Source organism: Pedobacter sp. N23S346 (assembly GCF_048515415.1).
GTDB lineage: Bacteria > Bacteroidota > Bacteroidia > Sphingobacteriales > Sphingobacteriaceae > Pedobacter.
The window spans coordinates 44,528-58,204 of sequence record NZ_JBLYEE010000008.1 but is presented as its reverse complement, the minus strand read 5'-3'; the positions used below and the strand labels follow the sequence as shown (position 1 = coordinate 58,204).

The following is a 13,677-nucleotide window of genomic DNA, read 5'->3' as shown; positions in this document are numbered from 1 at the left end:
AAGAAAACACTTTTGTTTAGGTTGTGAGTATTTAAAAGGATAACTTTGCGCCTTCATAACCCACACAATGAGTGATCAGATAAAACACGAATGCGGAATCGCTTTTATTCGCCTGTTAAAACCACTTTCTTACTACCAGCAAAAGTACGGTACAGCACTTTACGGCCTTAACAAATTATACCTTTTAATGGAAAAACAGCATAACCGGGGCCAGGATGGCGCAGGTATTGCAACCATTAAGTTGGATATGAAACCAGGCAGTAGGTACATTAGCCGATACCGGAGCATGGCTTCGAATGCGGTAGCAGATATCTTCGAATACGTTCAGAATAAGTTCGTAGATATTCAAGAAAATACTCCTGAATTAATGCAGGATACAGAATGGCTCAAAGACAATGTAAGCTTTATCGGCGAAGTGTTAATGGGCCATTTGCGTTATGGTACGCACGGTAAAAACAGCATCGAAAATTGCCATCCTTTTTTAAGGCAAAACAATTGGATGACACGTAACCTGGTAATTGCCGGTAACTTTAACATGACCAATGTTGATGAGTTATTAGAGCAATTATATGAATTAGGTCAGCATCCGAAAGAGAAAGCAGATACGGTTACCGTTCTGGAAAAAATTGGTCACTTTTTAGATGATGAGAATCAAGAACTTTTCGATCAGTATAAAAAAGAAGGACATGATAACATTGCCATTACGCACAAAATTTCCGACCACTTAGACATTGCGAATATTCTTCGCCGCTCGGCTAAAACCTGGGATGGTGGTTATTCTATCTGCGGAATGGTTGGTAATGGTGATTCATTTATTATGCGTGATCCGGCAGGGATTCGCCCGGCTTACTACTATTATGATGATGAAATCGTGGTAGCGGCATCAGAAAGACCAGCATTGCAAACTGCATTCAATATCCAGTTTAAAGATGTGAAAGAGATTGATCCTGGTCATGCTCTAATTATTAAGAAAAATGGCGAGGTGAGCATGGAGCAATTCCGTGAGCCTACTGAAAGACTTTCCTGTTCTTTTGAACGTATTTATTTTTCTAAAGGCAGTGATGTAGAAATCTACCGTGAACGTAAACAGTTAGGTCGTTTATTAAGCGAAAAGATTCTGCAGTCTGTTAATTATGATTTAAAAAACACCGTATTCTCGTTCATTCCGAATACCGCTGAGGTAGCATTTTTTGGGATGGTAGAGGGCGTTCAGCAGTATGTGCGTAAGCATCAGAAAGATACGCTTTTACACCGGAAAGAGCAGTTAACAGATGAACAACTGGATGATTTGTTATCGATGGCGCCACGGGTTGAAAAACTGGCCGTTAAAGATGTGAAGCTAAGAACGTTCATTACTCAGGATGCAGATCGTAGTGAGATGGTTGCACATGTTTACGATACTACTTATGGAATAATCAACAATCATAAAGATACTTTAGTAGCGCTTGATGATTCAATTGTCCGCGGAACGACGTTGAAGCAAAGTATTATTAAGATCGTTGATCGTTTACATCCAAAGAAGATTATTATTGTTTCTTCTGCCCCTCAAATTCGCTATCCTGATTGTTATGGTATCGATATGAGCAGAATGGGGCAGTTTGTAGCCTTCGATGCAGCGATACAGTTGCTTACAGAAAGGGGCATGTGGCAGGTAATTGAAGATGTTTACACGAAATGTAAAGCTTCATTATTTCTTCCTAAAGAGCAAATTGTAAATCACGTAAAAGAGATTTATAAACCTTTTACACCTGAAGAAATTTCAGCAAAAATTGCTCAGATTATCACGCCGAAAGGAACAGTTGCTGAGGTAGAGGTGATTTATCAAAGTTTAGAAAACCTTCATGAGGCTTGTCCGAAGAATAAAGGAGATTGGTATTTCTCTGGTAATTATCCAACTCCTGGTGGTAACAAAGTGGTAAATAAAGCTTTTGTAAACTGGAAAGAAGGAAATAATCAGCGTGCATATTAAAGAACAAATTCTTTAATTATATAATAATAAATGGCTCATATAATTTATGGGCCATTTTTGTTGATTCGAATTGGGTTTGTCTTGTTGAAGTATGATCAATAGGTAAGTCGTCACAATTGCGAGGAGGTACGACGAAGCGATCTATCTCACCAGAAAGTCCTACTAAATAGATTTCTTTATCCAGTGTAATTGGCTTCGCAATAACGATTTTGCTAGAAGAATCGTCCTTCTGAACTTGATTCAGGATCTTATCTAAATAGATGCTGAACTAAATTTACTGCGTAGCTTTCCGCTGCGCTACAGGTCAGCAAGACGATTCGTTTAGTTCATCTCCAAGAAAAAACCGTCTTTGCGAAGCAGATCTTTCACAGCTACGATACAAATTGCTTTTAGAAAAGCATAAAAACTAAAGTCGAAACTGAAAAAGCTAGTCTTACCTGCAGAATAGATTGCTTCGTGCCTCGCAATGACGATTCATCTTGTTACAAAAAGAATCCTTAAATAATGTTATTACAGCAGAATTAAAATATTAAGCGTAGAACTGAATATAAGTTTTGTAGATAAGCCAAAAGGCGAAAAATATAATAATAACACCAGCTATCTTATTTAGTGTTTTCAGTGCATCTTCTTTAATTTTATAGCGGAGTTTGCTGGAGTAGAAACTTTTTGTAGCATCGATACTTAACTGAGTAACCATGGCAATAAAAAAACATACGAGTTTTTCATTTAACATGTTATTAAGTTTTACGGAAATGATCCCACTTACAATAATCCAGAACATTAAAGTAGAAGGGGTGAGGATGCACATTAAAAATCCTTTCAATACGTAACTTCTTTTACTTACTTTTTGAAGTGTAGAACTATCATAATGAACCTTAATTTTGGAAACAAGATAATAGATCCCCACGGCGAGTAGAAATACGCCGCCAATAGCACCTACATATTTATCAAAACTGGCTTTGTAATCAACAAACTGGCTCCCAAAAACAACCAGTGCAATTAATATTATATCACTAATTATTACCCCAATAGCTAAAGAAAACCCAGCCAAAAAGCCTCTTTCTATACTGGTTTTTATCATTGCAAAAAATACCGGACCTGTTAAAAACGACGAAATAATCCCTGCCCCAATACCTAATAATATGGCTTCAAACATGTATTGTATTGTTTATAATATGCGAATATGCAACTTTATACCTAAACATGTAACATTTATTTTTGTTAGATCGGGTGTGTAAAAATTACGGTTTTTTAATTTTTTTTTATTTATGTTTATCCGCACTAAAACTAAAAACACTTAAAACGAAATGTCAAAAGAAACTACAAAAAATTATGGTACGGCGTTGTATACGATCATCACCGTATTCTTTTTTTGGGGCTTTGTTGCTGCGTCAAACGGCATATTTATCCCTTTTTGTAAAACTCATTTTAAATTAACGCAATTTGAATCTCAACTCATCGATTTTACTTTTTATGGAGGCTATTTTATTGGATCGCTAATTCTGTATTTTGCTTCTCAGGCCACTAAAGTAGATATTCTTAACAAAATAGGTTACAAAAAGGGGATCATCGCTGGTCTGATTATCTCCGCTGGAGGTGCCTTATTAATGGTTCCAGCTGTTCACTCGGGCTCTTTTCTGTTTATTTTATTCTCCTTTTTCGTAATTGCATTAGGCTTTTCATTGCAGCAAACGGCAGCAAATCCATTTGTTGTAGCACTGGGAGAGCCAGAAAGTGGGGCACACCGGTTGAATCTTGCAGGAGGTATTAATAATTTTGGGGGTTTAATGGGGCCAGTTATTGTAAGTGTTGTGCTTTTTGGCACTGCAAATGATGCTGTTGCGAAGGTGGTAGAAATCTCCTCTATCAACAACCTCTATTACATTTTAGCTGGGTTATTTTTAGCCGTTGCCATATTCTTTGCAATTTCTAAGCTTCCAGATGTAACCAGTACGGAAAAAATTGAAGCCAGTAGCAAACCAACCGGGCCATTGGTGGTAATGATTATTGGTTTTTTGATGGTGGCTGCTGCAAGTCCGTTAGCTAATCTAACCGGAATAAGCGCTTCAATTTTCGTTTATTCATCGCTAGTGATCGTATTAGCCGCATTATTATTCGGTTATTTTACAAAAAAAGAGAATGCCTCAAGCTGGGGAGCTATGCAATATCCACAATTGGTTTTGGGGATGCTTGCGATCTTCATGTATGTGGGTACAGAAGTAACCATTCAAAGTAATTTGGGGGCTTTGTTGAAACTTCCTGATTTTGGAGGCTTAAACGATGCAGATATTAAACCGTATATTTCATTGTACTGGGGAAGTATGATGATTGGAAGATGGGCGGGAGCAGTAAGTGCATTCAACCTGAGTAAGTCAGTTAAAAATATTTTAACCATTATTGTTCCATTTGTTGCATTTGGAATCATCTTAGGTGTAAACCATGCAACTGGTACTGATGTAGGTAACTTATATGTTTATGCTGTTTGTGTTGCTGTAATGGTCGCTGCGGTATTTATTGGTCAGGAGAAGCCTGCAAAAACACTTGCCATTTTCGGTACTTTAGGCGCAGTTGCCATGATTATCGGATTAATGACAACCGGACATGTTGCCATCTTTGCCTTTGTAAGTGGTGGTTTATGTTGCTCAATTATGTGGCCATCTATCTTCTCTTTATCCATTACAGGCTTAGGAAAATATACTTCACAGGGGTCTTCATTCTTAATTATGATGATTTTAGGCGGATCTATTATCCCTCCAATTCAGGGAGAACTTGCCGATAGCGCAGGGATTCACCATTCATACATCATTCCGGTTCTTGGTTTTGCCTATCTGATTTTCTTCGCCTGGAAAGTAAGCGGTGAACTTAAAAAGCAGGGAATTGACGTAGAAAATATTACTGCTGAAGGCGGACATTAATATTAATTAAAGTAATTTTGCAGCCACAGTGATTGATTCGCTGTGGCTTTTTTATTAATTTCAAATGACTGATAAATTAAGTTTCGATACCATTTTTATGAATCTTGCTACCGATCTGGCTGCCCGTTCGCATTGCGTTCGTGCCCATGTCGGTGCGGTGTTAACTAAAGATACACGGATCATTTCGATCGGTTATAATGGTCCTCCGGCAGGAACTCATAATTGTGATGAAGAATGGCCAGAGCATGGTTGCGCACGGGATAGTAAAGGAAGTTGTTCGCTGGCGCTCCATGCTGAAGAAAATGCCATTCTGTATGCTTCTAAAAATGGATCCAAAATTGAAGGTTGTACTTTGTATACTACGTTATCACCATGCATCGCTTGCGCAAGGTTGATTTTATCTTCTGGTATTAAGTTAGTTTATTATTCAAAGTCTTATGCCGCTTATAAAGGTTTGACTAGTGATGAAGGCGTGGATTTTTTGAGGAAATTTGGGGTAGAAGTGAAGTTGTTTGGTGTAGCAGAGTAGGTGGTGGAGTTGGGAAGTCGTCGAGATGGAATACTGAAACTCTAAACAATACTAGCCTCTAAATTGGTTACTCGAAGATTTAGAATAAACTCCTAAACCAACTAATCGCTTAAAAATCATTTACTAAATTATCTTTAAAATCTTAAATCTTCCCTCTCAAATCTCGTATCTAATTGGTACTTTTGCGGATGCAAGAAAAAATCATTATCGTCGATTTTGGTTCGCAGTTTACACAACTCATAGCCCGGAGAGTTCGCGAACTAAATATTTACTGTGAAATATATCCATTCAACAATCTTCCTGAGATTACCGAAGATGTAAAAGGTGTTATCTTTTCAGGTAGTCCATACTCAGTTCGTCAGGATGATGCACCTCAAATAGATTTAAGTAAATACCATAAAAAATATCCTTTATTGGCGGTTTGTTATGGTGCTCAATATATTGCCCAACATGCTGGTGGCGATGTGCAGCCTTCTTCCTCTCGTGAATATGGTCGTGCAAACCTAAGTTTCGTTAACCAGGAGAATAAATTATTTAAAGGAATCAATATTGATTCTCAGGTTTGGATGAGCCATGGTGATACCATTACCAGCATTCCAGATCATTTCGAATTAATCGCCAGTACCGATAGCGTTAAAGTTGCTGCATACCATATTAAAGATTCAGATACCTACGCCATTCAATTTCACCCAGAAGTAACCCACAGTATCGACGGAAAAGTTCTTTTAGAAAACTTCCTGGTTGATATTTGTGGTTGTAGTCAGGATTGGACTTCTACAGCCTTTGTTGATACCACTATAGCTGATATTAAAGCTACTGTAGGTAATGATAAGGTTGTTTTAGCGCTCTCTGGAGGGGTAGACAGCAGTGTTGCCGCGGTATTATTGCATAAAGCGATCGGAACAAACCTGCACTGTATATTTGTAGATAATGGTTTATTGCGTAAGAACGAATACGAAAGTGTTTTAGAACAATATAAAGATTTTGGCCTTAACATTAAAGGTGTAGATGCTAAAGATAAATTCTTGGGCCAATTGGCTGGAGTAGAAGATCCTGAGCAAAAACGTAAAATTATCGGGCGTGTATTTATCGAAGTTTTCGACGAAGAATCGCACCTGATTCAAGATGTAAAGTGGTTGGCTCAGGGAACAATTTATCCTGATATTATCGAGTCTGTATCGGTAAATGGCCCGTCGGCTACCATTAAATCGCACCATAATGTGGGTGGTTTACCCGATTTTATGAAACTTAAAGTGGTAGAGCCGCTTAAAACTTTGTTTAAAGATGAAGTGAGGAGAGTGGGTAAAGCTTTAGGTTTAGAAACGTTTATTTTAGGCCGACACCCTTTCCCTGGTCCAGGTTTAGGAATCCGTATTATTGGAGAGGTTACGCCAGAAAAAGTGGCCATATTACAAGATGCCGATAAGATTTACATCGATAATTTAAAAGAAGCTGGTCTTTACGATCAGGTTTGGCAGGCAGGTGCCATCTTTTTACCTGTACGATCTGTAGGGGTAATGGGCGATGAGCGTACTTACGAAAATGTGATTGCGTTAAGAGCAGTAGAATCGCTTGATGGTATGACTGCAGATTGGTGTCATTTGCCTTATCCGGTACTGGCAAAAATTTCTAATGAAATTATTAACAAAGTTAAGGGAATTAACAGGGTGGTTTATGATATTAGCTCTAAGCCGCCAGCAACAATTGAGTGGGAATAAAATTAGTTCAGAGTATTGAGTCCTAAGTTGGGAGTTAATTTAAAGAATAATAGGAATATGCTGGCAGATTAAACATTTGCCGGCATATTTTGTTAAAAGAACACATATGAATTTAAAAAGGAATTATTGGATTTTGATGCTGCTGGTATTGTTTACAGCTGCCTGTTCACCAAAAGTTAGAACAACAAAAAAAGATACCCCTAAGCCGAAAGAAAAAGAAAAGCCTGAAGAGAAAAAACCAGCCAAAAAGTTTTCACAGGCGAATGTTTCTCTTTTAGTTCCTTTTAAATTAGACGAGTTAAACTTAAAAACGGCAACAAAATCTGATATTGAAAAATTAGCTATGCCGATTGATTTTTATCAGGGATTCAAACTTGGGTTAGATTCTGCGGCGGCATCAGGATTAAACTTTAAACTAAATGTTTTCGATACGCAGGACGACAATGCCCACATTTCTCTTCTTTACAAAAACGAACGTTTTAAGCAGAGTAACCTAATTATTGGGCCTGTTTTTCCTGCCGGATTAAAATATATTTCCAATTACTCAAAGGAGAATAATAGCACAATCGTATCACCACTGGCGGCATCCAATCCTGCTGAATTTAATAATCCGAATCTTGTATCTATCGTAAATAATATTGAAATACATGGAGAAAGAATTGGAACCTATATTTCGAAAAATTTCAATCCTGCGAATACTATTGTAGTGATCATCAATCCTAAAAAAACAGATGATGAAGCCTTTGCAGCTCCAATTCGGGCGTATCTTAAGGATAACGGTAAGTTTCTGGTTCAGGAATATGCATCAGCCTTTACGTTTGAAACCAAAATGCAAAAAGGAAAGCGATATGCCATAGTGGTGGCATCTGCAGACCGTGCTTTTGTTTTGCCAACAATTGAAAAGTTATATAAACTTAAAAATTTGGCTTCAGGTGGTTATAGCATCGATTTATTTGGTCATCCGAATTGGGTAAAACAAAATTACCCTACAGATAAAATTCAGGCATTAAATACAATCATTACTTCTTCCTACAAAATAGATTATAAAAATTCTTCAGTAATTGGTTTCATTAAAAAGTATCGCTATAAGTATGGATTTGAACCTGGCGAATATGCTTTCAAAGGCTTCGATGTAGGTTATTATTTCGGCAAACTATTAAGCGATCATGGCGAAGAATACCGCGAATACCTCACTAAAGAAAAATATAAAGGCCTTCACAATACATTTTCTTTTATTCATGACGAAAAATTAGGTTACATTAACACCAGTTTAATGCTATTGAAATACAAAAACTTTGCATTAGAAATTGTTAACTAAGTTATTCCCTCATTTATGAAAGCCATTCACCAGCTGAGCGCCTTTGAGCAAATTTTAAAAAGTTACGATGGAGTTTTGCCCTTACATCGTTTTTTGCCTGCATATTTCAAGCAAAATAAGAAAATGGGTTCATCCGACAGGCGATGGGCAACTCGTCACATTTATAGTTTTTTTAGGTTGGGTAAAGCACTAAATACACTGAGTAATGAGGAACGATTATGCATAGCTGATTTTCTTTGCCATGAAACTCTGAGTTCTGTTGTGGAACAGAAATTTCCGGATTGGACCAATCAGATCATTGCACCTTTAAATGAAAAACTAAATTTCATAAAAGCTACATATTTAGATTTTAATCTGGAAGATGTTTATCCTTATCATTCTCATTTATCTGCAGATATTGATCAAAATGAGTTTTTTACCTCGTTTTTTAAACAACCAGATTTATTTATCCGGGTAGCTGCTCAGGATCAGGAAACAATTCTTTCCCAACTTCAGAAAGAAGAGATATCAGTGAAAGTCATTAACGAAACGGCTTTAGCCTTAGCTAACGGAACTAAATTAGAAACATTTTTGAAGGAAGGAACTTATCAGGTTCAGGATCTGTCCTCTCAACATACCGGTACTTATTTCGAGCCCAAAAAATGGGAGAAATGGTGGGATTGCTGTGCCGCATCTGGCGGAAAAACCCTGCTTTTGCATAGTTTAGAGCCTGTCATAGAATTGCTTGTCAGCGATTTGCGTGAAAGCATATTGCAGAATCTTGATGAACGTTTTCGTTTGGCAGGCATTAAAAAATACCATAAAAAGGAACTTGATCTTTTAAAGAATAATGACCAGGTATTACATCATTATCAGTTTGACGGGATTATTTTAGATGCGCCTTGTACAGGTTCCGGAACCTGGGGCAGAACTCCAGAAATGCTCAGTTTTTTTACTGAACAGAAAATTGCTTTTTTTGCTAATATTCAAAAGTCTATTGCACAGAATGTTATTAAATATCTTAAACCAGGAAAACCGTTAGTTTATATTACTTGTTCGGCTTTTGCTGCGGAAAACGAAGAAATTGTAAAGCATTTAACAAGTACTTTACCTTTGGAACTGGAAAAAATGGAATTGATCAAAGGATATAAAAATCAAGCTGATACGATGTTTGTTGCCAGGTGGATTAAAAAGGGGTAGAATTAATGGTTAGAGGGTTAGCAGTTTAGGGGGGTAGTGAAATATTCACTTAGTCGTTTGTTTTGGTTAAAAATCCGTCATTACAAAAGGCAATCTTACAATTTTGGACGGTTAGGCCAATATGAATATTGCGATCGCTTGAAGATTGCTTCGCACCTCGCAATGACGATCTCTTACAGGGCGTGTGATAAACGAACAACGAGAGACTAAAGACGAACAACGACAAACGAATCAGACAATTAATGTAAATCTCTGTTAACCCTGCTCAAAAAATCCTTTTAAATTTTTTTTAAGGTATTTAATCGCCTCAATCAGAATGGCTACTGCGCCGATTACTAATGTATATTCCTCAAAGCTGTTCATCCTTGGTTAGATTTATTCTTTGACCAAGAGGCGCATTTATTGTTACAAGTGATTGCAGAATGTTGATACTATTGCTGACTTCTATAAGCCTGTGTTGTTTCTAAACAGTTTTATGGCGATGGCTAGTAAAATCACTCCGAAAGCTTTACGGAGGATGTTTAAGCCTGTTTTACCAAAAAGTCTTTCCAGTCTTTCCGTATTTTTTAACACGAAATAAACGAAAAGCATATTCAAGATAATTCCCACTAAAATATTTTGTGTTTGATATTCAGTTTTGAGCGAAAGTAGTGTGGTCATGGTACCTGCGCCGGCAATTAATGGGAATGCAAGTGGAACTATTGAAACTGTTTCAGGTGCTTCTTCTTTAAAAATAGTTAAGCCTAAAACCATTTCCATCGCGATGCAAAAAATTACGATTGAACCTGCAATTGCGAAAGATTCTACATCCAGGCCAATTACTTTCAGTAGCGATTCGCCTAGAAAAAGAAATAAAATCATTAATCCAGTAGCTACGATTGAGGCCTTTTCTGACTCAATGTGGCCAGCTTTCCTTCTTAATTGAATTACAACAGGAATAGATCCCAAAATATCAATAATGGCAAAAATAACCATCGTTGTGGTGAGGATCTGATTTAAATCGAATTTCATAAAATCAAGTTTCATACCAGCGCAATTTTAGGCAAAGGTAGCGCAATTTGTGCTAAAACTTCAGTGTAGAATTTTATTATTAGAAGTAAAATTGCGTACGTAAGGTAAACACATTATCTTTTCTATCCGTTTCATACCCCGAAATTTCAGTCGATTCGTTTTTAATCATATCATAATAAATTACGGCTTTAAAGTGTGGATTGAAGTGGTGTAAAAAACCAAAACCGAAAGTATCAAAACGAACATCGGCAGCTGTTAAGCCTTGATTAGCATTTACATTCATTCCACTTACCTTAGTATTTGGATCGTAATAATCGTATTTTAGAATGAGTTGATTATCCGTGCTATTCAAAGTCTGAACGAAAGTTAAGTATGCGCCACTAAAATTTCTGGTATAATATGGAAGAAGAACTGATTGGCTGTCAGTAGGGTAGGAGCCTGGTGTAGCCGATGTGGTTGCCGTTGATGTTTGAAGCCCGGAAATAACTTCTGCCCGCAACTCTGTTTTCCAGCTTTTAGATGTGGTTGCAAACTGTACATCTGCACCATAATATCTTCGTGGAGCAACTGCATTGATGGTGTTAGCAGAAGAATCCTTCGCCATTCTCCATACCTGATTGCTTTGTTCCATTTTATAGCTCACTGGCAGGCGATGGTTTAAGCCACCTTGTAACGTACTGACTCCGCCGGCTATGGATAATGGGATGCTTTTGATCACGTAGGTTTTATGACTTAATCTGAAAATAAAATCTTTACTGTTGTCAAATTCGGCGGGACCCGCTAAACCTTGTCCGTTATAAATACCAGCATCAAAAACGATATTTTTGAGTTTTGTGTCTTTCCAACGGGGATTGAATGTGAAGGTAACACCTAAATCACGTTCTGTTCGCATCAAAATTTGCGACATGCGGCCACGTTCAGGAGCCTCCCTTCCTGCGGAAGAAAGTTGTAATTCATTTCCAAATGGGCGGCCAGACAGCCCCATTGTTATATAAAATAATTTCCATTTATTTTCATAGTAACGTCCCCAGAAATCTCTTACGTTAACACCTTGTTCAGTTCCATCAAACTGGAGCACGAAGTATGTAGATGGATTGTTATTATCATCCATCAACATATAATCGGCACGTAAGCGTCCACGTCTTAATCTAAAACGATTACTGGTGTATTCACCAAAATTTCCACCCTGATATTCAGCCAGTGTACCATTAGATTGTGCAACCTGATATTGCGGCTGCAGGTAGCCACTAAAAGATAGTGATCCATATTTTTTAGAAATGATTAGTAGATGATTTACTACAGTGGAATCCATTATATCGTTAATTGTTCTTTGTGCATAGGTAGTCGTTGTAGCGAACAATATGAAAACGAAAGCAATTAAAGGCTTACTTTTTAACGGTAGAATGGACTTCATTTCTGATTTTTTTGCAAAGGTAATTTATTAACAATTATTTAACATAAAAAAATCCCCGATTTTTGGTCGGGGATTTAAATAATTAAAAGATGACTTACTTAACGTCCTTCAAATGAGAATTCTTTTTGCTATATCCAAAGTAAATGATAAACCCTAGTGCTAACCAACCAAATAGTCTCAGCCAATTGGTCCAGCCTAAGCCTAGAATCATTAGACCACAGGCGGCAACACCAAGAATTGGAATTAAAGGTACCCACGGTGTTCTGAATTGACGAGGAAGATCCGGATCTGTTTTTCTTAAGATAATTACGGCAATACAAACTAGCATAAAAGCAAATAATGTACCTATACTAGTCATATCTCCAACTACATCTCCAGGAATAAAAGCTGCAAATAAACCCACAATTACCAGGATTACTAAGTTTGCTTTGTAAGGTGTTTTAAATTTAGGATGTAATTCACTGAACATTTTAGGTAATAAACCATCTTTACTCATAGAATAAAATACTCGGCTTTGACCTAAAAGCATTACGAGAATTACAGATGAGAAACCAGCTAATATTGCCACTGTAACTAATTTAGCTAACCAATCATAACCAGTCATATATTCGCTAATCGCAGCTACTACAGAAGCTTCTCCTCCTTTAGTTCTAAAAAATTCTACTGGAGCGATACCAGTTAATACATGGGCAAAAAGAATATATAATATGGTACAAACCGCTAATGAACCCAATATACCAATTGGCATTGCTGTTTTAGGGTTTTTAGTTTCTTGTGCAGCAGTACTTACAGCATCAAAACCTATAAATGCAAAGAAAACTGTTCCGGCTGCTCCGATTACCCCCCAGAATCCACCAAAACTGTGACTAATCCCAGCATGGTCTACATATGTTGTTGCTTCTGGAATATACGGATGGTGGTTTGATTCGTGAATAAAGCTCCAACCCAAAATAATAATTAAAATTACAATACCTACCTTGGTGATTACGATAATACCGTTTACAAAAGCAGATTCTGATGTTCCTTTAATTAAAAGTAAACTTAATAAAGCTACAATGAATAAAGCTGGAAGATTGATGATTCCATTTACTGTTCCGTCGGGGTGCGATTGAAAAGGCGAGTGGCACCATTCGTATGGTATGGGTGATACATGTAATACTTCGACTAGTAGTTTGTTTAAATATTCACTCCAGGCAATACCTACAGTTGCAGCACCTACAGCATATTCGAGTACTAAATCCCAGCCAATTACCCAAGCCATAAGCTCACCCATAGTTGCATAGGTATAAGTATAGGCACTACCAGAGATTGGAATAGATGAAGATAATTCTGCATAGCATAATCCCGCTAAGGCACATCCTATTGCAGCTATTATGAATCCGATGGTAACTGATGGTCCGGCGTTTTGTGCTGCCGCAGCAGCCGTGCGGACAAATAGACCAGCCCCAATGATAGCTCCTACACCCAGTGCGACTAATGCACCTGCACTAAGTGTACGCTTTAAGCCTTTTCCAGAATCACCTGCTTCTTCAAGCAATAGATGCATCGGCTTTTTAGTAAATAAACCCATATTATAGTTTTGTTTAGATTATTCAGCTCCAAACCTAAATAAAAATTACGGAAA

The 13,677-nt window shown here is 37.4% G+C and carries 10 protein-coding genes; 6 read left to right on the top strand and 4 right to left on the bottom strand.

Annotated features, from left to right (window positions below; genetic code table 11):
* The first annotated feature begins 67 nt into the window (after nt 1-67).
* Nucleotides 68-1,969: an amidophosphoribosyltransferase gene (locus ACN1CD_RS14975; RefSeq protein WP_419131192.1), complete on the top strand. Its 1,902-nt coding sequence runs from the start codon at nt 68-70 to the stop codon at nt 1,967-1,969.
* Nucleotides 1,970-2,498: 529 nt separating this feature from the next.
* Here ACN1CD_RS14975 and ACN1CD_RS14970 read toward each other — a convergent pair.
* Nucleotides 2,499-3,125 carry a LysE family translocator gene (locus ACN1CD_RS14970; protein WP_419131191.1) on the bottom strand — a complete coding sequence of 209 codons (627 nt, stop codon included), beginning with the start codon at nt 3,123-3,125 and terminating at the stop codon, nt 2,499-2,501.
* A gap of 151 nt (nt 3,126-3,276) precedes the next feature.
* Between ACN1CD_RS14970 and ACN1CD_RS14965 the strand changes: the two genes are divergently transcribed.
* The 5 genes from ACN1CD_RS14965 (at nt 3,277) to ACN1CD_RS14945 (ending at nt 9,628) form a co-directional block, all read left to right on the top strand.
* On the top strand, nt 3,277-4,884 hold the full coding sequence (locus ACN1CD_RS14965) for an MFS transporter (RefSeq protein ID WP_419131190.1): 1,608 nt from the start codon (nt 3,277-3,279) through the stop codon (nt 4,882-4,884).
* A gap of 64 nt (nt 4,885-4,948) precedes the next feature.
* Entirely contained in the window at nt 4,949-5,413 is a 465-nt protein-coding gene (locus ACN1CD_RS14960) for a deoxycytidylate deaminase (RefSeq protein ID WP_419131189.1), read from the top strand.
* A gap of 188 nt (nt 5,414-5,601) precedes the next feature.
* Nucleotides 5,602-7,131 (top strand): glutamine-hydrolyzing GMP synthase, encoded by a 1,530-nt coding sequence (gene guaA / locus ACN1CD_RS14955; protein WP_419131188.1) that lies wholly within the window; start codon nt 5,602-5,604, stop codon nt 7,129-7,131.
* Nucleotides 7,132-7,237: 106 nt separating this feature from the next.
* Nucleotides 7,238-8,449: an ABC transporter substrate-binding protein gene (locus tag ACN1CD_RS14950; protein WP_419131187.1), complete on the top strand. Its 1,212-nt coding sequence runs from the start codon at nt 7,238-7,240 to the stop codon at nt 8,447-8,449.
* A gap of 15 nt (nt 8,450-8,464) precedes the next feature.
* Complete coding sequence (locus ACN1CD_RS14945) at nt 8,465-9,628, top strand: RsmB/NOP family class I SAM-dependent RNA methyltransferase (protein ID WP_419131186.1); 1,164 nt, start codon at nt 8,465-8,467, stop codon at nt 9,626-9,628.
* Between the two features lie 444 nt (nt 9,629-10,072).
* Here the strand turns inward: ACN1CD_RS14945 and ACN1CD_RS14940 are convergent, their stop codons facing one another.
* The 3 genes from ACN1CD_RS14940 to ACN1CD_RS14930 all read right to left on the bottom strand — a co-directional run bounded on the left by ACN1CD_RS14940 (nt 10,073) and on the right by ACN1CD_RS14930 (nt 13,623).
* Nucleotides 10,073-10,639, bottom strand: a complete 567-nt coding sequence (locus ACN1CD_RS14940) for a MarC family protein (RefSeq protein WP_419131336.1) — start codon at nt 10,637-10,639, stop codon at nt 10,073-10,075.
* A 79-nt stretch (nt 10,640-10,718) separates the two neighbouring features.
* On the bottom strand, nt 10,719-12,053 hold the full coding sequence (locus tag ACN1CD_RS14935) for a porin (protein WP_419131185.1): 1,335 nt from the start codon (nt 12,051-12,053) through the stop codon (nt 10,719-10,721).
* Nucleotides 12,054-12,147: 94 nt separating this feature from the next.
* Entirely contained in the window at nt 12,148-13,623 is a 1,476-nt protein-coding gene (locus ACN1CD_RS14930) for an amino acid permease (protein WP_419131184.1), read from the bottom strand.
* Between the last annotated feature and the right edge of the window lie 54 nt (nt 13,624-13,677).